Annotated in this window: 17 protein-coding genes and 1 pseudogene; 8 read left to right on the top strand and 10 right to left on the bottom strand. The window is 68.1% G+C overall.

What is annotated here, in order from left to right:
• Positions 1-57: 57 nt before the first annotated feature.
• A complete protein-coding gene (locus AC50YC_RS09790) occupies positions 58-1095 on the bottom strand; it encodes a universal stress protein (protein ID WP_494953353.1) in 1038 nt (345 codons plus the stop codon).
• Positions 1096-1574: 479 nt separating this feature from the next.
• On the opposite strand from AC50YC_RS09790, the gene AC50YC_RS09785 reads away from it, so the two are divergent.
• Positions 1575-2201 carry an FAD-binding protein gene (locus AC50YC_RS09785; RefSeq protein WP_494953564.1) on the top strand — a complete coding sequence of 209 codons (627 nt, stop codon included), beginning with the start codon at positions 1575-1577 and terminating at the stop codon, positions 2199-2201.
• 13 nt (positions 2202-2214) lie between these two features.
• Here the strand turns inward: AC50YC_RS09785 and AC50YC_RS09780 are convergent, their stop codons facing one another.
• On the bottom strand, positions 2215-2808 hold the full coding sequence (locus AC50YC_RS09780; protein WP_494953352.1) for a copper resistance CopC family protein: 594 nt from the start codon (positions 2806-2808) through the stop codon (positions 2215-2217).
• Positions 2809-2918: 110 nt separating this feature from the next.
• Here AC50YC_RS09780 and AC50YC_RS09775 point away from each other — a divergent pair, with 110 nt between their 5' ends.
• Complete coding sequence (locus AC50YC_RS09775; protein WP_494953351.1) at positions 2919-4361, top strand: NCS2 family permease; 1443 nt, start codon at positions 2919-2921, stop codon at positions 4359-4361.
• 191 nt (positions 4362-4552) lie between these two features.
• The gene (gene hutG / locus AC50YC_RS09770; protein WP_494953350.1) at positions 4553-5506 is read left to right on the top strand and encodes a formimidoylglutamase; all 954 of its coding nucleotides are present in this window, start codon (positions 4553-4555) and stop codon (positions 5504-5506) included.
• Positions 5507-5554: 48 nt separating this feature from the next.
• On the opposite strand, the gene AC50YC_RS09765 is transcribed toward hutG, so the two are convergent.
• The 6 genes from AC50YC_RS09765 to AC50YC_RS09740 all read right to left on the bottom strand — a co-directional run bounded on the left by AC50YC_RS09765 (position 5555) and on the right by AC50YC_RS09740 (position 13111).
• On the bottom strand, positions 5555-6859 hold the full coding sequence (locus tag AC50YC_RS09765) for a cation:proton antiporter (protein ID WP_494953349.1): 1305 nt from the start codon (positions 6857-6859) through the stop codon (positions 5555-5557).
• Positions 6860-6972: 113 nt separating this feature from the next.
• A complete protein-coding gene (locus AC50YC_RS09760; RefSeq protein WP_494953348.1) occupies positions 6973-7218 on the bottom strand; it encodes a hypothetical protein in 246 nt (81 codons plus the stop codon).
• A gap of 150 nt (positions 7219-7368) precedes the next feature.
• Positions 7369-8961 (bottom strand): histidine ammonia-lyase, encoded by a 1593-nt coding sequence (hutH, locus tag AC50YC_RS09755; RefSeq protein WP_494953347.1) that lies wholly within the window; start codon positions 8959-8961, stop codon positions 7369-7371.
• A gap of 131 nt (positions 8962-9092) precedes the next feature.
• Positions 9093-10790, bottom strand: coding sequence for a urocanate hydratase (gene hutU / locus AC50YC_RS09750; protein WP_494953346.1), 1698 nt, complete (start codon positions 10788-10790; stop codon positions 9093-9095).
• Between the two features lie 229 nt (positions 10791-11019).
• A complete protein-coding gene (locus AC50YC_RS09745; protein ID WP_494953345.1) occupies positions 11020-11859 on the bottom strand; it encodes an IclR family transcriptional regulator in 840 nt (279 codons plus the stop codon).
• 283 nt (positions 11860-12142) lie between these two features.
• Complete coding sequence (locus AC50YC_RS09740; protein WP_494953344.1) at positions 12143-13111, bottom strand: NAD(P)-dependent alcohol dehydrogenase; 969 nt, start codon at positions 13109-13111, stop codon at positions 12143-12145.
• Between the two features lie 196 nt (positions 13112-13307).
• On the opposite strand from AC50YC_RS09740, the gene AC50YC_RS09735 reads away from it, so the two are divergent.
• The 3 genes from AC50YC_RS09735 (at position 13308) to AC50YC_RS09725 (ending at position 14682) form a co-directional block, all read left to right on the top strand.
• On the top strand, positions 13308-13964 hold the full coding sequence (locus AC50YC_RS09735; RefSeq protein ID WP_494953343.1) for a LysE family translocator: 657 nt from the start codon (positions 13308-13310) through the stop codon (positions 13962-13964).
• A 191-nt stretch (positions 13965-14155) separates the two neighbouring features.
• The gene (locus AC50YC_RS09730) at positions 14156-14428 is read left to right on the top strand and encodes a hypothetical protein (protein WP_494953342.1); all 273 of its coding nucleotides are present in this window, start codon (positions 14156-14158) and stop codon (positions 14426-14428) included.
• A 17-nt stretch (positions 14429-14445) separates the two neighbouring features.
• Positions 14446-14682, top strand: a complete 237-nt coding sequence (locus tag AC50YC_RS09725; RefSeq protein ID WP_494953341.1) for a helix-turn-helix domain-containing protein — start codon at positions 14446-14448, stop codon at positions 14680-14682.
• A gap of 11 nt (positions 14683-14693) precedes the next feature.
• On the opposite strand, the gene AC50YC_RS09720 is transcribed toward AC50YC_RS09725, so the two are convergent.
• Positions 14694-15443, bottom strand: coding sequence for a 3-hydroxybutyrate dehydrogenase (locus tag AC50YC_RS09720; RefSeq protein WP_494953340.1), 750 nt, complete (start codon positions 15441-15443; stop codon positions 14694-14696).
• A 142-nt stretch (positions 15444-15585) separates the two neighbouring features.
• On the opposite strand from AC50YC_RS09720, the gene AC50YC_RS09715 reads away from it, so the two are divergent.
• Complete coding sequence (locus AC50YC_RS09715) at positions 15586-16503, top strand: LysR family transcriptional regulator (protein WP_494953339.1); 918 nt, start codon at positions 15586-15588, stop codon at positions 16501-16503.
• A gap of 28 nt (positions 16504-16531) precedes the next feature.
• On the opposite strand, the gene AC50YC_RS09710 is transcribed toward AC50YC_RS09715, so the two are convergent.
• Positions 16532-17452, bottom strand: coding sequence for a spermidine synthase (locus AC50YC_RS09710; protein ID WP_494953338.1), 921 nt, complete (start codon positions 17450-17452; stop codon positions 16532-16534).
• 193 nt (positions 17453-17645) lie between these two features.
• On the opposite strand from AC50YC_RS09710, the pseudogene AC50YC_RS09705 reads away from it, so the two are divergent.
• A pseudogene (locus AC50YC_RS09705) lies at positions 17646-17976 on the top strand (hypothetical protein); the annotation flags it as partial.

The raw sequence follows: 17976 nt of genomic DNA, 5'->3' as shown, positions 1-17976 counted from the left end.
TGCGGGTCCTCCCTTCACCGAGGAAGCTTTCCGTCCCGGGTCCGGGCCCGCTCCGGGCTATGAATCGCCGAGGATGGGGCCGAAGTTCACCCGGTCCGCCAGCCGGGGATCGTCCCGGTCCGGGACCACCATGACGGGGCCTTTGGCGTGGTGCAGGATCCCGTCCGAGGTGGATCCGAGCAGCATCCCGGCGAAGCCGCCGCGGCCGCGGGTGCCGACGACCACCAGTTCCACGTGCCGGCTGGCCTCGACGAGGATGTCCACGGGGGAGCCATCCACGAGCTGCGTCTCCAGCGTGAGGTGGGGAAAGTGGCTCCTGATCCAGGCGGTGCCGGCCTCGAGCTGGACCCTTATGTCGGCGAAAAGCGCGTCCCGGTCCATCGGCGCGGGTACCCAGGCGAGCGAACCGCTGTACTGCGGTACCGCGCACACCACCCGCAGCGGTGCCGAGAGCCGCTCGGCCTGCGTTGCGGCCTCCAACACCGCCACCCGGGCCTGTTCGGAGCCGTCGACCCCCACCACCACCACGTTTTCGACCGGGACGCGACCGGACTTGGCCCGCTCCGCGAGGACATGCTTGTCGTCGGTGGTTTCGCCGAGGCGGTCGGCGCAGATCAGGGGCACGGTGACCGTGGGGCATTTGGCGTGCGCGGGGAGGGCGCTGCTGACGGAACCGAGCAGCCGGCCGACGAAACCGCCCCGGCCCCGGGTGCCGAAGACCAGCAGCTCGGCGGTCTCAGACATTTCCAGCAGGACGCCGGAGGCATCGCCGTTCTCGACCGAGGCGTCGACGTCGATCAGGTACCCGGCCACCTTGTCCACGGCCTGCTTCAGGATGGCCTCCGCGCCTTCGCGGATCACCGAATCGTCAACGGTGGCGTACCCGCCGTCGAGCCCTGACGCGGCGAAGATCGGAACGGAATAGGCGGTCACGATGTGCAGCGGGCGATTGCGGCGCTGGGCCTCGCGGGCGGCCCATACCAGTGCGCACTTGCTGTGGTCCGAACCGTCGACGCCGACCACGATCCCCCGGGGCGCCGCGGACCCGCCGGAGGAATCCCCTGCCGGATCCGGATGCACCTGTTCTCGGCCCATGGGGTCCGCCTCCTCGCGATTCTTGCATGATGTTGCGGCTATTCTGCCAGACGTGTCGGCATGCAGCGTCCATTGGCGACGCGCCCGAAGAATCTGCGGCTAGAACCCCTGGTGTTCACAACTATTCTCGGTTTGCCGGGAACAAGCAAGCGCCAGGAATGAGCTCTGGAATGAGGGCGACACGCAGGTTTTACCCAGTGTTTACAGGCTGCCGGCGGCCCCGGAAGACGGCGGAAGATGCCCGCGGCGCCGCCGGAAAAGCCCGGGAATTCCCGGACCGGCCAATGTGGCAGCTGCTCTACCCAAGGCCGGAAATGTTAGGTAGTCTTCGAGGCGTTGCTGAACCGAGACTCGTGTTTCAGAACGCGGAAGCTTCTTGTGATTGCGATGAGGGCAGCGTTCGGGCGGGCAGTGGAACGCGTAGGGGGCATCGGCCCCGCAATTGGCACCATTCGAGGAGGGACCCTGCCGTGTCGACCATGCCTATGTCCGGTGGTATCGAACGGACCGCAGCCGTCGTCATCGGCACCGGCCTGTCCGGGCTGGCGGTTGCCAGCGAGCTGCAGCGGCGCGGCGTGGACTCCATCATTGTGGACGGGCTCGATCTGCTGGGCGCCGGCAATCCGGCCAACACCTCCTCCCTGCAACGCTGCGACGCAGCCGACGCCGGCAGCCTGCGGGAGCGCAACGAGATCCTCCGGCATCTGCGGAACTACGCCGCCAGCCACAAGCTGGATGTCCGGAACAATATCCGGGCCCTGCAGCTGGACCACGTTGATGCCGGCGTCACCGGCCCCACCCAGCAGTGGGCCGTCCGCACCCCGGGCGGCGTCCTCCTGGCGGATCACCTCGTCCTGACGCGCTGTGCCCACAGCCAGCTGCGCCGGATGCTCTCCGAGCTCGGCATGACCGCCGGGCAAAACCTGATGGCGACCATGCACGCGCTGGGGATGTACCTCGTGGGCGTGGGCGAACTCATCACCCCGACGCCGAAGGAAGTACTGCGCCAGGCCAAGGTGGTGGGCCAGGCGATCTCCGCCAAGGTTTACCCGGACGGCTTTCCCGCCGTCCTCCCGGGGTACTACGACCTGGCCGCACCTGCTTAAGGCGCGGCTTCGGTCAGCTTTCGGTGTCCTTGCCGGAGCCCGGCTTGAGACGGCTCCTGGCCATCAGACCCAGGACCACCACGATGCCGATGGCTGTTCCCACAAAGATCACGATGCTCCAGGGGAAGGGCTCCGCGGAGCTGGACGGCCGCGCCGGCGCCGGTGTGATGCCCGGCTGGGCGGTTCCCATCGTGGGAACCGCAGCAACCGCCGTCGAGCCTGGGGCTCCGGCGGTGGCGGTGAAGGTGAAGCTGCCTTCGATCGGGTGGCCGTCCGAGCTGGCAACGCGCCACAGCACCGTATAGGCACCGGCCGGGGCGCCGGCCTTGAGCTTCTGCGAGGCCACGTTGTCCACGATCTCGACGGCGCCGTCGGCCCAGTTGGTGCCCGCGGGATCGTTCACCAGAATCTGCGACCCCAGCGCCAGCGGATTCTTATTGAAAGTGACCGAGACCTGCTCCGGTGGCGTCGCCACGGTGGCGCCGGTGGCCGGGCTGGTGGATTCCGCGGCATCGTGGGCCGAAGCCGGAGCAACCGCCCCCAGCAGGGCGGCGGCGAGGATCGCGGCGCCCAGGAGGGCACTGAAAAGCTGTCGGATGAGGCGCATGGAAAAGCTGCTCCTAGTGTTGGCTTCCTTACAGACTAGGCGAAATCGGCCGGACGCCGGGTGCGCGCCCAATAGGATTCAAGTAACTATCCACACCTCCCGGAGGACTAATGCTCAAGCAGGGCTCTGCACTCGACCGGTACTTCAAGATATCCGAGCGGGGGTCGAACTTCTCGCGGGAGATCCGGGGAGGCTTCGCCACGTTCTTCGCCATGAGCTACATCGTGGTGCTGAACCCGCTGATCCTCTCGGGGCCCGACTCCACCGGCGCCACCCTCGGCTTCGCCGCCGTCGCCGCCGTCACCGCCTTTGCGGCCGGCATCCTGACCATCCTGATGGGCGCGTGGGCCAAGCACCCCTTCGCGCTGGCAACAGGCCTCGGCGTCAACGCCTTCGTCGCCGTCACGGTGGCCACCAACCCCGGCCTGACCTGGCCGGACATGATGGGCCTCGTCGTGCTCTCGGGCGTCACCATGCTGATCCTGGTCCTCACCGGTTTCCGGACCGCAGTCTTCAAGGCGGTCCCGGAAGGGCTGAAGACCGCGATCGTGGTGGGCATCGGCCTGTTCATCGCCCTGATCGGCCTGGTCAACGCGGGCTTCGTGCGCCGCATCCCGGATGTTGCCGGCACCACCGTTCCGGTCGGCCTGGGCTTCGACGGCAAGCTGCTGGGCTGGCCCACCCTGGTCTTTGTCTTCGGCCTGATCCTCACCATCGCCCTCGTGGTGCGCAAGGTCAAGGGCGCGATCCTGATCGGCATCGTCGCCTCAACCATCCTGTCCGTGATCCTGGAATTCACGCTGCACATCGGCCCCAGCTTCGACGGCAAGACGTACAACCCGCAGGGCTGGTCCCTCGTGGCCCCGGCGTTCTCCGAATGGGCGGCCCCGGACCTGTCACTGATCGGGCAGGCCAACCCGTTCGGCGCCTTTGAACACCTCGGCTTTGTCGCCGCGACCCTGCTGGCGTTCGTGATCCTGCTCAGCATCTTCTTCGATGCCATGGGCACCATGGTGGGCCTGGCCACGGAGGCCGGCAGCATCGATAAGGACGGCAACATCCCCAACGTGGACCGTGTACTGCAGGTGGACGCGCTCGGCGCGATCATCGGCGGCGGCGCCTCGGTCTCCTCGAACCAGATCTACGTCGAATCCGGCGCCGGCATCGGCGAAGGCGCCAGGACCGGCCTGGCCTCGATCGTCACCGGCCTGCTGTTCCTCGTGGCCATGTTCTTCACCCCGCTGATCAACCTCGTGCCCTTCGAAGCCGTGGCCCCGGCGCTGGTCATCGTCGGTTTCATGATGGTCTCCCAGGTCGGCAAAATAGACTGGCAGGACCTGGGCATCGCGATCCCGGCCTTCCTGACCTTCACCCTGATGCCGTTCACGTACTCGATCGCCAACGGCCTGGGTGCCGGCTTCATCAGTTTCGTGCTGATCCGCACCTTCCAGGGCCGCGCGCGCGAGGTGCACCCGCTGATGTGGGCTGTGGCCGCGGCGTTCCTGCTGTTCTTCGCGATCGGCCCGATCGAGGCCGCGCTGGGGATGCACTAACCCTTCGTTCCCCCGTAACTGCTCCCTCCCCTCCGCCGGGGTGGGACGTCACGCCCATGTTTGTTCTAAACATCGGCGTGCGTCCCACCCCGGCGGTGTTTTTTGCGGCTTTGAGCCCGGATTCCGGGATTACGGACAGTCCGACGGCGGCGCGGCTGGTTTTCCGGCCCGGGCTGCGGTGAGCTAGGGGCATGGTTTCTCCCGTGCCCGCCGTAGATGTCCCGCCGCAGCCCTGGACCGGACGGTTCGACGGCGACGGCCCCGAGCACCGCCGCTGGTGGCAGGCCGTCACGCCGTACGCCCTGCGCCGGGTCCAGCCCGCCGCCGCCCGGCCCGCCGTCATTCTCGGGTTCGGCAGCGATGCCGGGGTGCGCCGCAACAAAGGCCGCGCCGGAGCCGCCGCGGCCCCCGCCGCGATCCGCGCCGCCCTCGGTCCGCTCGCCTTCCACCTCGGCCGGGAAGTGCACGACGCCGGCGACGTCACCGTGGCCGGGGATGCGCTGGAGGCCGGACAGGCGCGTGCCGGGCTGGCGATCACCAGCCTGCACGACGCCGGGCAGCTTCCCGTGGTGCTGGGCGGCGGGCACGAAACCGCGTTCGCGAGCTATCTGGGGCTGGCAGGCTCGGCGGCGGTCCGGGAGGGCCTGCGCGTGGGGGTGCTGAACCTGGACGCCCACTTCGACCTCCGCGACGAGGCCGTGCCCAGTTCCGGGACCCCGTTCCTGCAGATGGCCCGGGCGGAAGCCGCCGCGGGCCGCGAACTGAGGTACGCCGTCGTCGGGATCTCCGAGCCGAACAACACCCGGGCGCTGTTCCGGACCGCCGAAGATCTGGGCGTGGACTACCTGCTGGACGAGGACTGCGCAGCCGAGGCCGCGCACGCGTTCGTGGCCGCGTTCCTGGCACAGGTCGACGCCCTGTATCTGACCATCGACCTGGATGTGCTGCCGGCCTCGGTGGCGCCGGGGGTGAGCGCACCGGCAGCCTACGGCGTGCCGTTGCCGGTGATCAGCGCGGTGTGCCGCCAGGTGGCCGCGAGCGGAAAGCTGCTGCACCTCGATGTCGCCGAACTGAACCCGGAGTTCGACATGGACGCCCGCACCGCGAGGGTGGCCGCGCGGCTGATCAACACGCTGCTGGGCTAGCCGGCGGCTGGCGGGCACAGCGCCCGGCCCCCGGCAGACCCGGCCCCGTCAGATGGGTGTCTTCGGCGCCTTGCCTTCGTCGCCATGCTGCTGCACGGCCTTCCGTTCGCGGAGCCGGTCCAGCCGGTTCATGACCGGCGCTGTGGTGGCCCCGTGCAGCACGATGGACATTGCCACCACCAGGCCGATGAACGCCCACAGCTGCTCGGCCTGGGCGTTGAAGTCGCCCTTGCTGAGCGCGTAAGCGAGGTAATAGAGCGAGCCGATGCCGCGGATGCCAAAGAAGGCGATGGCGATCCGTTCCCGCGGGCCGGTCTTGCCCCGCGCCAGGCCGATCCAGCCGGCCAGCGGACGGACGACCAGCAGGAACGCCAGCGCCACCAGGATCTCCGCCCAGCCAATGCCGGCCAGCAGGCCCCGGGCAATCGCGCCGCCCAGGAGCACCAGGATGACCACCGTCATAAGCCGTTCGAGCTGCTCCACGTAGGAGTGCATCACGCGGTGGAATCCATGCGTCCGTTCCGCGGCCCGGATGGTTACCGCACACACAAAGACGGCGATGAACCCGTAGCCTTCCAGCATTTCCGTCACCCCGTAGGCCAGGAAAGTCGCCGCCAGCGCCACGAAGCCTTCGGAGTGGCTGGCCAGCCGGATGCTGTCACGGGCGGAGAAGAACAGCAGGCTCAACGCCTTCCCTGCCAGCCAGCCGAGCAGCACGCCCATACCGATCCGCCACACGACGTCGGTGGCGAACCAGGAAACGAACCACTCGGACGGCGAGGGACCGACCAGGCTGATGGCGATGGCCAGGTAGACAAACGGGAAAGCCAGCCCGTCGTTCAGGCCTGCCTCGGAGGTGAGGCCGAAGCGGATCTCGTCTTCGCCCTGCTCGGTTTCGTCCTCGTCATCGGCGGGCTCCCCCACCTGGACTTCCGAGGCCAGCACGGGGTCGGTCGGCGCGAGGGCCGCCGCGACCAGCAGCGCGGCACCGAGCCCCAGCCCCAGCACCCCGAGCCCCAGCAGGGTGAGGGCAACGATGCAGATCGGCATGGCGATCCCCAGCATCCGCCAGGTGGTCGACCATTCGCGCCTGCCCACGGGGCGGTCCAGCGCGAGGCCGGCGCCCATCAAGGAGATGATGACGCAGACTTCAGTCAGGTGGGTGGTGAACTCCCCGTATTGCAGGGGGTCCGGGTCCGGCAGTTCCGGGATGAACGTGAAGGCCAGCATGCCGGCGGCCAGGAAGACCATCGGCATCGACAGCGGCGCATTGCGCAGCAGCTTGGGCAGAAGTGCGGCAGCGAAGACGGCCATGCCTGCCGCTGCAAAAATGATGCTGGGAGCCTCAAACACTGCGTATTCCTCCTGCCGGGACCCGGATGCCCGGGGATGAGTAGGGGCACCGTCCCTACGGAACGGCGCCCCCTCACCAAGATACGCGTCAGCGGTGCGAAAACCGGTTTCGGCTAGCTGCGCCGCACCTCCACGCCATCTGATTTCAGGAAAAGCCCGTGCTCAGAAGGGACCGCCGGTTCCGCCGGCACCAGCCAGAGGACATTGCCGCTCAGTGAGACTTCTTCGACCTCACCGGCCGCCAAAACCTGGGCATGCTTAAGGATTTCGACCCGGTCCCCCGCTTTGAGGCTCCGCCAGTCGGAGACCGCACTGACCGATGCCAGCCGTCTGGACATAACCGTCCCGCGTGCTTTCATGAACTTCTACCCCTTTGTATGTGTTCCTTGTCACAACTTCGTTGGTGTGACTTTCCATTTGTACTACAGTTCCCGGGCCCCCGCTGGCCGTGTTGCCCACTATTTCGGGGGCGCCGGAAATTGTTCACCCGGACTGCATTTTGTTTTCCCTCAGGCGAGATTTCCGACGGCGGATTCGGCTGCAGCCCGCACCCGGCCCGAGGCGACGAGACGGTCCGCCGCCTCCAGCTCCGGGGACAGGAACCGGTCCGTGCCGGGACCGTCGACGACGTCGCGCAGCGCGGCGATCACGGCGGCGCCGGCGGGTCCCGGGGTGAGTTCGCCGCCGGAGAGCTGGGTGCGAATGTCGAGTGCCCGCGCCGAGGTCACGAGTTCGATCGCCAGGACGCGGCGCAGGTTCTCCACCGCGCGGCGGAGCTTGCGGGCCGCGTGCCAGCCCATCGACACGTGGTCCTCCTGCATCGCGGAGCTGGGGATCGAATCCACCGACGCCGGGACAGCCAGCCGCTTGTTGTCCGAGACCAGCCCGGCCTGGGTGTACTGGGCGATCATCAGCCCCGAGTCAACGCCGGGGTCTGCGGCGAGGAACGCGGGCAGCCCGTGCGAGCGGGCCGGGTCCAGCATGCGGTCGGTCCGGCGCTCGGCGATGGAGCTCAGGTCCGCGACGGCGATCGCCAGGAAGTCCAGCACGTAGGCCACCGGGGCACCGTGGAAGTTGCCGTTGGAGCTGACCCGGCCGTCCGGCAGGACCACCGGGTTGTCGATCGCGGCGGCCAGCTCGCGGGAAGCGACCATGGCGGCATGGTCCACGGTGTCGCGGACCGCCCCGGCCACCTGGGGGGCGCAGCGCAGCGAGTAGGCGTCCTGGACCTTGGTGTCGTTGATCCGGTGCGAGGCCACGATCGGGGAGTCGGACAGGACCCGGAGCATGTTGTCCGCGGAGGCGGCCTGGCCCGGGTGCGGGCGGAGGGCCGCGTGCAGTTCGGGCAGGAACACCTGGTCGGTGCCCAGCAGCGCCTCGACGCTGAGCGCGGCGGTGATGTCCGCCGTCGTGAGCAGCTGGCGGATGTCCGCGATGGCCATCAGCAGCATGCCCAGCATGCCCTCGGTGCCGTTGACCAGCGCCAGGCCTTCCTTCTCGGCCAGGGTGACGGGCTCGATCCCGTGCGCGGCGAGGAGTTCGGCGACCGGGCGGCCGTCCTTGCCGCCGTAGAGTTCACCGTCCGGGCCGGTGGCTTCGCCTTCGCCCATCAGGACGAGGGCGCAGTGGGACAGCGGGGCGAGATCGCCGGAGCAGCCGAGCGAGCCGAATTCGCGGACCACCGGGGTGATGCCGGCGTTGAGGACCTTCACCATGGTCTGCAGGACCACCGGGCGGACGCCGGTGCGGCCCGACGCGAGGGTCTTGGCGCGCAGGAACATGATGCCTCGGACCACCTCGCGTTCCACGGCCGGGCCCATGCCGGCGGCGTGGCTGCGGATCAGCGATTTCTGCAGCTGGGTACGCAGTTCGTTGGGGATGTGCCGGTTGGCCAGCGCGCCGAACCCGGTGGAGATGCCGTACGCGGGAACCTCGCTGTGGGCCAGGCCGTCGATGTGGGCGCGGACCCTGGCGACGGCGTCGAGGGCGTCCTGGGCGATGGTCACCTGGGCGTCGTGGCGGGCGACGGCGACGACGTCCTCGGGAGTGACGCCGCTGGAGCCAAGGGTGACGGTGAGCGGTTCGTGGGTTGTGACAGTCATGGGGTGTTCCTGGTTCTCTGGGGCCACGCGAGCAGGGTTCCCTGGCTCGTGGGGATCGAGTGCTCCGTAAGTGCCCTTTTCGGGGCTCAAAACGGCGGTTACGGAGCAGTCGATGTGGGGTGGGACCTTACTTAGCGGGTTTCTGACATCGGGATGCGGACGCCGCGCTCTTGGGCGACTTCGACGGCGCGGTCGTAGCCGGCGTCGACGTGGCGGATGACGCCCATGCCGGGGTCGTTGGTGAGCAGGCGTTCGAGCTTCTGCGCTGCGAGCTCGGTGCCGTCGGCCACCGAGACCTGGCCGGCGTGGATGGAGCGGCCGATGCCGACGCCGCCGCCGTGGTGGATGGAGACCCAGGTGGCGCCGGAGGCGGTGTTGAGCAGCGCGTTGAGCAGCGGCCAGTCGGCCACGGCGTCCGAGCCGTCAGCCATGGCTTCGGTTTCGCGGTACGGGGACGCGACGGAGCCGGAGTCGAGGTGGTCGCGGCCGATCACGATCGGCGCCTTGACCTTGCCCTCCTTGACGAGCTGGTTGAACAGCAGCCCGGCCTTGGCACGTTCGCCGTAGCCCAGCCAGCAGATGCGGGCCGGGAGGCCTTCGAACTCGACGCGCTCGGCGGCGGCGTCGATCCAGCGGTGCAGGTGTTTGTTCTCCGGGAAGAGTTCCTTGATGGCCTTGTCCGTGACCGCGATGTCCTCCGGGTCGCCGGAGAGCGCCACCCAGCGGAACGGGCCCAGGCCCTCGCAGAACAGCGGCCGGATGTACGCCGGAACGAAGCCGGGGAACTCAAAGGCCCGGTTGTAGCCACCCTTGCGGGCCTCGTCGCGGATGGAGTTGCCGTAGTCGAAGACCTCGGCGCCGGCGTCCTGGAACTCGACCATGGCCTGGACGTGCCTGGCCATGGAGGCCTGGGCCTTCTTGGTGAAGCCCTCCGGGTCGGCTGCGGCCTCGCGGTGCCATTCCGCGACCGTGATGCCCTCGGGCAGGTAGCTCAGCGGATCGTGGGCGGAGGTCTGGTCCGTGACGATGTCCACGGTGAGCTCGCCGGCATTGTGGCGGCGCAGGATCTCCGGGAAAACCTCGGCGGCGTTGCCGACGTAGCCGACGGACCAGCCGCGGCGTTCTTCCTTGGCTTTGAGGACCTTGGCGATCGCGGCATCGAGGTCGGTCTCCACTTCGTCGAGGTAGCGCTTGCCGAGGCGGCGGCGCAGGTGGCTTTCGTCGACGTCGACGATCAGGCAGGCGCCGTCGTTCAGGGTGACGGCGAGCGGCTGGGCGCCGCCCATGCCACCGCAGCCGCCGGTGAGCGTCAGGGTGCCGGCGAGGGTGCCGTTTTCGTCACCGGTGAGCTTGCGGGCGATCGCGGCGAAGGTTTCGAAGGTGCCCTGCAGGATGCCCTGGGTGCCGATGTAGATCCAGGACCCGGCGGTCATCTGGCCGTACATCATCAGCCCCTCGGCCTCGAGCCGGCGGAACTCGGGCCAGTTCGCCCAGTCGCCGACGAGGTTGGAGTTGGCCAGCAGCACCCGCGGCGCCCATTCGTTGGTGCGGAAGACACCGACCGGTTTGCCGGACTGGACCAGCAGGGTCTCGTCCTTCTCCATGGTTTCCAGGGTGCGGGTGATCGCGTCGAACGCGGCCCAGCTGCGGACGGCGCGGCCGGTGCCGCCGTACACCACCAGGTCATCGGGGCGTTCGGCGACTTCGGGGTCCAGGTTGTTCATGAGCATGCGCAGCGGGGCTTCCGTCTGCCAGCTCTTGGCGGTGATCTCGGTGCCGCGGGCTGCTTTGACCGGGCGGGCACCGGTGGTGAAATCTGCGGGTGCCATGAGGGGCTCCTTCGTGTCTTGGTGGTTCCGGGAATGAGGTTCTGTATCAACTAAAGCCTGTCCCCGGCCGCGGAAACAGGGCCCACGGAGGGGTGCTGTCCGGGATTCCAGACCCGCCCACCAGCTCCGCCTCCCCCACGTTGCGCTATCACTTTTGGCCCTTAAAACACGTGGATGGGAACCAAAAGTGATAGCGCAACGGGAGAGACAGGGCGGGTTGGGGACGGGTTCAGGCGGAGGGGCGGCCGTGGATCCGGAGGGAGAGATCGTCCGCGGCCTTCCGCACCCGGGCGGCCAGGGCAGGCCACTCCTCGGGCGGGAGTTTGTCCTCGAGGAAGGTTACGGCGACGGCGGCGGTCGGCCAGCCCACATGGTCCGTGACGGCGGCCGCGATCGAGCCAAAGCCTGGCGTCACTTCCCCGTGTTCGGTGGCGTAGCCGCGCTGCCGCACCCGGTCCAAATGCGAGGACAGCGCCGAATACTTCATGATCGGCGACTCGGTCTCGTGCCGGGCGGTGAAGGCGGCCGCGTTGGGGTACAGCGCCCGCACCTGCGACTTCGGCAGCGCGGCGAGGATGGCGCGCCCGCTCGCGGTGAGGTGGCTCGGCAGCCGCACCCCGACGTCGGTCACCAGTGAGGGGCGGTTCTTGGCCCGCTCCTCCACGATGTAGAGCACATCGCGGCCATGCAGCACGGCGAGGTGGGCGCTCTCGCCGATCACATCCACCAGCGAGGCGAGCAGCGGCCGGCCCAGGCGCGAGAGCGGTTCCTGCCGCGAATACGCCGAACTGAGTTCGAAGGCGCTGATCCCCAGCCCGTAGCGCTGCTCCTCGTGCAGGTGCAGCACAAAGCCATTGGCCTCCATGACGCCAAGCAGGTGGTAGACGCTGGAGCGCGGCAGCCCCAGCGCGGTGGCAATGTTCGACGCCGCCATCGGCCCCCGCTTGGAGGCCAGCAGTTTGAGGATGCGCAGGGTATTTTCCGCCGCCGGAACTTTGGAGGTCACCTTGGCCGGCGCGGTTTTGGGCGCCGCCTCGTCGGCTGGCGGGGTGCTGCTGGTGGCTGGCATGGATCCTCTTCAATTGCTCGGTGTCCGGTATCCCGTACTTAAGCATGCAACCACTACCCGCGTCCCGGACCGTCCGATATCCTTGCCGGTGTCTGGAATCCCGGACATGCCTGCCATGTCCCGCCTCGACCCGCCGCGGTAAGAGGAACCCGTCGCAGGCTGGAGGGGCCGTGGTCTCGGCCGCACTGCTGCTCCTGACCTTCAACCGCTGGTGGCTGATCGGGCTCGGGATCAACGCCACGATCATCGGAATCGCGCTGCAGCAGGCCTGAAGCGGGCGTCCTCAGACCGTGATGACCACCTTGCCGCGGGCGTGGCCGTCGTGGAGGTGCCGGATGGCTTCCGGAGCCTCGCCCAGCGGATAACTCTTCTCGATGACGGGGGTGATCGCACCGGTGTCGATGAGCTGGGCGAGGTAGCGGAGGTCCTCCTGGCGCTCCGCTGCCATCAGACCGGTGAGTTTCTGCCCAACGAAGGGGGACAGCAGGGCGGCCCGGAGTGACCGCTCAAAGCCTCCGGTCCAGCGGCCGCCGCCCTCACCGCCGACAATCACGAGGGTTCCCCGGGGTTTCAGTGCCCGGCGGAGGACCGACAGCGGGCGGTTCCCCGCCGTGTCGAGAATGAGGTCGAACTGCCTCGCACCGTCCGCGAAGTCGTCGTGCTTGTAGTCGATGACGTGATCGGCACCGATCGACCGGACCAGATCCAGCTTGGCGGTGCTGCACACTCCGGTGACCTGTGCTCCGAGCGCCTTGGCGAGCTGAACGGCAAAGGAGCCCACCCCGCCGCCGGCGCCAATGATCAGCACGTCCTGCCCGGGCTGGAGCTGGCCGCTGTCGCGGAGGCCCTGCAGCGCCGTGGTGGCGGAGATGGGAACGACCGCTGCCTGCTCGAAGCTGGCTTTCACCGGCTTCAGGGCGATCTTCCCCTCCTTGGCGCAGACAAATTCGGCAAAGGAACCCTCGGCCGTCCCGAACACTTCATCCCCCGGACGGAACCCGACGACGTTCCGCCCCACCGCCTCCACCCGCCCGGCGACTTCCCTGCCACGGATCGGGTTCCTGGGAGCCTTGAACCCGAAGAAAGCCCGGGTCAGGTAGGGCATGCCGGACATGAGGTGCCAGACCCCCTGCTCGACCCCGGCGGCGTGGACCCGGATCAGCACCTCATCGTCGCCCGGCACGGGAGTGTCGACGTCGCGCAGCACCAGCACATCCGCAGAGCCGTACACGTCCTGGACGATGGCTTTCATGGCGCTTCTCCTTCACTGTCGGGTGCTGGAACTCAGCGTCCAGCGGCACCTTGAGCAAACGGTCCAATGACGGCGGCCCTGCTCGAAGCGCAGGAGACGAAGGGATTCGCGACCCGGGTCGGTTCTATCACGGCCGGAAGCCCCTCCGGTAGGGCACGGCCCGCCACGGGCCCGGCCGCGGGGGCTAAAATCAGTCATGGTCCCCGCCACGAACCTGCTGGCCTTTGCCCTCGCCGCCCTCCTCCTGATCGCCGTGCCCGGACCCAGCGTGCTGTTCGTGATCGGACGGACGCTGGCCCTGGGCCGCCGGGGCGGGCTCCTGAGCGTGCTGGGCAACGCCGCCGGGGAACTGTTGCAGATCGCCGCGGTCGCCCTCGGGGTGGGTGTGGTGCTGGCCCAGTCCGTACTGCTTTTCAGCGTGGTCAAGTTCGCCGGCGCGGCCTATCTCATCTACCTCGGCATCCAGGCCATCCGGCACCGTGGCAGGGGCCCGACGACGGCGGCGGACCCCGCGCGTCTGGCGTCGACCTTGCGAATCCTCCGGGAAGGGTTCATCGTGGGTGCCACAAACCCCAAGTCGATTATCTTCTTCGTCGCCGTGCTGCCCCAGTTTGTGGACTACTCGGCCGGCGCTATCCCATTGCAGCTGGCGACGCTGGGAGCGCTGTTCCTCGCGATCGCGCTGGCGTCCGACAGCGTCTGGGCGCTGGTCGCCGGTAATGCCCGGCGCTGGTTTGCCAGCTCGCCGCGGCGGATCGCCGGGCTGGGCACCACCGGCGGGGCGATGATGATCGGGCTGGGCGGAACCCTCGCCCTGGCCGGAAACGGGGCGGATCCCTTGCCCGGCAAGTAGTCGGCCCCGCGTCCCAAGTGGTGCCCGGTCTGGCAGGGGTAGAAGTTACTCGTGTGACGAATGGGGCTGAGGGCTACAGTAACTTCACGGCGGTACGGAGCGGCCGGGACGCAGGGCCGGCGAGCCCTCCCCCAGCTGGTCCGGAGGCAGCCGACAGTCCGAGTGGCGCGCTTCCCGAAGGAGTGGTTCCGATGGAGTCCCCAGCATCTCCGCAGGCACAACACCAACGACCAGAACTCCAGCGGGGCGGCGTGGCCGGTTTCCTGTGGGGCACCGTGAGCCGCGCCAGAACAGCGCGCATTCCGTTCCGGATGGGTCAGGTGCTCATTGGCGATGATCCGTTCAACGGCCGGCACCTGGGCACGGTGGCCGTGATCGATGCCCCCTACGTGGGTCTCCGGACAGCCAGCGCGGCGGGGGAAGTCACCTTCTACGACTACCGGCAACTCCGGTACCCCGACTAGTGGACGGCCCGGAAGATATGAGCTCAGCGAATTTCTCCTCCCACTTTCTGACTATCGCGGAGGTCGCTGCGGCCATGCGGGTGTCCAAAATGACCGTCTACCGTCTGGTGAAGTCACACGCCATCGCGGCCGTGCGGGTGGGCCGCTCGTTCCGGGTTCCGGAGGAGGCCGTCAACGACTACATCCGCCGCGCCACCGAGCCGGCCACCCATGACCAGGCCGACGACAAGAAGGACGACGGGAAGACCGACTGATCAGCGGCCCGCTACCGAGCCGACCAGCCGCCGTCCATTGTGTAGCTCGCGCCGGTGACCATCCCGGCGTCGTCAGAAGCCAGCCAGGCCACGAGGGAGGCGACCTCCTCAGGCTCGACGAGTCGCTTGACGGCGGCCTCGGTCAGCATGATCTTGGTCAGCACCTCTGACTCCGGGATCCCGTGCACCTTGGCCTGGTCGGCGATCTGGGACTCGACCAGGGGCGTCCGGACGTAGCCGGGGTTAATGCAGTTGGAGGTGACGCCGTGCGCGCCGCCTTCCAGCGCCGTCACTTTGCTCAGGCCTTCCAGGCCGTGCTTCGCCGAGACATAGGCACTCTTGAACGGGGAGGCGCGGAGCCCGTGCACGGAGGACAGGTTGATGATCCGGCCGTAGTTGTTGGCGTACATGTGCGGCAGGGCGGCGCGGATGAGCAGGAACGGGGCCTCCAGCATGAGCGTGATGAGGCGGCGGAAGTCCGCCGGGTCGAAGTCCTCGATCGGGCTGATGCGCTGGATGCCGGCGTTGTTGACGAGAATGTCGCAGTCCAGGCTGACCGACTGGAGCGCCTCGACGTCGAGCAGGTTGACCGCCCAGGAAGTACCGCCGACCTCATCGGCCAGGGCTGCGGCCGCGGACTCATCCATATCCGCGATCACCACTTTTGCTCCACGTGCCGCCAGGGCACGCACGCTGGCAGCGCCGATTCCGCCGGCTCCGCCGGTCACCAGGGCCTTTCGCCCGTTCAAGCTGCTCTCCATGATTTGCACTCCTCAAGTTCGCGGTCGTCAACAGCCCAGAGGAGGTGCGATGCACAGCGCTGAGCAGCTTTACTGAGTATTGCCGCACAAAGTTGGCGATTCAATGGTCAAACCAGCACCCCTTATGTGCAGAATTGCAGATATGAACGCCAACCCGGATGACCTGCTCGTACTTCTGGCTGTCTCCCGCTCCGCGAAGTTCACGACGGCGGCGCAGTCCCTGGGGCTGAACCACACCACCGTGTCCCGCCGCATCGCGGCACTGGAGAAGGCCCTGGGCGGGCGCGTGCTCTCGCGCGCCTCCGGCGGCTGGGAGCTCACGGAGCTGGGCGCGGAAGCCGTCCAGGTGGCCGAGCGGGTGGAAGCGGCGATCCGGACCCTCGAACAGCCTGGGCGGGTACCGGACCCGATCACCGGCGTCGTCCGGATGACCGCGACGGACGGCTTCAGCGCCTACATCGCGGCCCCCGCGGTGGCCAGGCTGCGCCGCGACCACCCTGGCCTCAGCGTTGAGATCATCACCGTGACCCGGCGGGCGCTCCAGCAGCGTTCCGGGCTGGACATCGAGGTTGTGGTGGGTGAACCGCAGGTGCACCGGGCCGCGGCCGCGCGGCTCGGTGAGTACATGCTCGGCATGTACGCCTCCCGCGATTACCTGGCCGAGTACGGCACCCCCTCGACGATCGAGGAACTAACCACCCATTCGCTGGTCTACTTCGTGGATTCCATGCTTCAGGTGGACGACCTGGACGCCCCCCGGCGCCTCGTGCCCACCATGCGGGACGGCCTGAGCTCCACCAATGTCTTCGTCCACGTGGAGGCAACCCGCGCCGGCGCCGGGATCGGCTTCCTGCCCTGCTTCGCGGCGGACCTGCACCCGGACCTGGTCCGGCTGCTGCCGGAGGACTTCGCCGAACTGCTGCCGTACTGGATGGTGCTGCGGCCCGATTCCATGCGCCGCCCCGCTGTCGCGGCGGTGGTGCAGGCCCTGCGTGAACAGACGAAGGCGCACCGCAAGGCGCTCCTGGGGCGGGGAGGGCACGCATCGGCTGCTCCGTAACCGCCGTTTTCAAGCCGCTAAAGGGCCGTTACGGAGCAGTCGACGACGGCGGAGCCACAGTTTTCGGGTCGTGGCGGACCGGAGCCCCGGCGGCAAATGCGCGGACCTTGGCGTCGTTCCAGATGTGGGCGGGCACCGCGCCGCCCAGCAGGCGCCGCGCCAGTCCCGGGTCGTTGTCGAACGGGAGGTCGCTGCCGGCCATGATCATGTTGCCGTAGCGCCGGCCCTTGAGCATGGCGGGGTCCGCGATGATGACGGTGTGCTTGAAGGCGTCCGCGATGGTGGCGGCGTCCTCGCGGGCGTTCCTCAGGTCCGGCGCGTCGCCGGAGTTCACCACGTAGATCCCGCCGGGGGCCAGGACGCGCTTGGCGTGCTCGTTGAACTCCCTCGTGGTGAGCGGCCGCGGCGTCAGCGAGCCGGCAAAGACATCGCGGATGATCAAGTCCCGGGTCTGCGGCGTAAGGCTTTCGGTGACCTCGCGGGCCTCCCCCACACGCAGGCGCATCAGCGGCGCCTTCGGCAGGTCGAACCAGCCCCGGACATATTCCGCCAGCTTTCCGTCGAGTTCCACCACCACCTGGCGCGCGTCCGGGTAGGCGGCGTGGAAGTAACGCGCCAGTGAGCATGCTCCGCCGCCCAGGTGCAGGGTGCGCAGCTTCGGCCGGGAGTCCCGCGGCCAGCGCGATTCCACCAGGGCCGAGATCCAGCGCATGTACTCGAAGTCCAGGAAAAGCGGATCCGCCAGGTCGATGTGCGAACTCATCACACCGTTGATGCGCAGCAGCCAGCCGTTGGAGTTGTCCTGGTCGGCGATCAGCTCGCAGTCACCGGTATCGATGTAGTAGATGCCCTCCAGCGGACCCTCGGGGCGGCTGCCCTTCGGGATCTCCACCACTCCGGACGCCTTTTCGGTGTTGCTCCGGCCGGCAGCCCTGCCCCGCTTCGCCATCAGCCGTCCACCGTTTTGCCCATGTTTCCAGCCTAGTTCACCGGCCGGGGACGGCTTCACCGCCGCCATCCCCACGACCCGCGGCAAGAAGTAAAGCAAGGGTACTTACTATTTGTTAGTAATCATGCTTACTATTATGTCTCCAGTTATTGCTGGTTTGTGATCAGCAGCCGATCTTGAAAAGAGAGCGAAGATGACAGAAAACAAATGGCCCGAGGACGGTAGCTACGGCACTCCTACGGCCACCCAGCAGACTCCCCTGCGGCCGGAAACCACGTTCCCGCCGACGTCGGACGGCAGCGCCTACGGCACCTCCACCGAGGGCGGGGCCTCCAAGACAGATGCGGCCAAGGACGAGGCAGCCGACCTGAAGCGCCAGGCCACGGATTCCGCCCAGAGCGTCGCAGAGACGGCCAAAACCGAGGCCGCCAACGTCGCCGCCGAGGTGAAGACGAACGCCAGGGACCTCCTGCACCAGGCCAAGTCCGACCTGACCGACCAGGCCGGCACGCAGCAGCAGAAGG

It is taken from the genome of Pseudarthrobacter sp. MDT1-56 (assembly GCF_059383555.1).
This window is presented reverse-complemented; position numbering and strand designations above follow the sequence as displayed.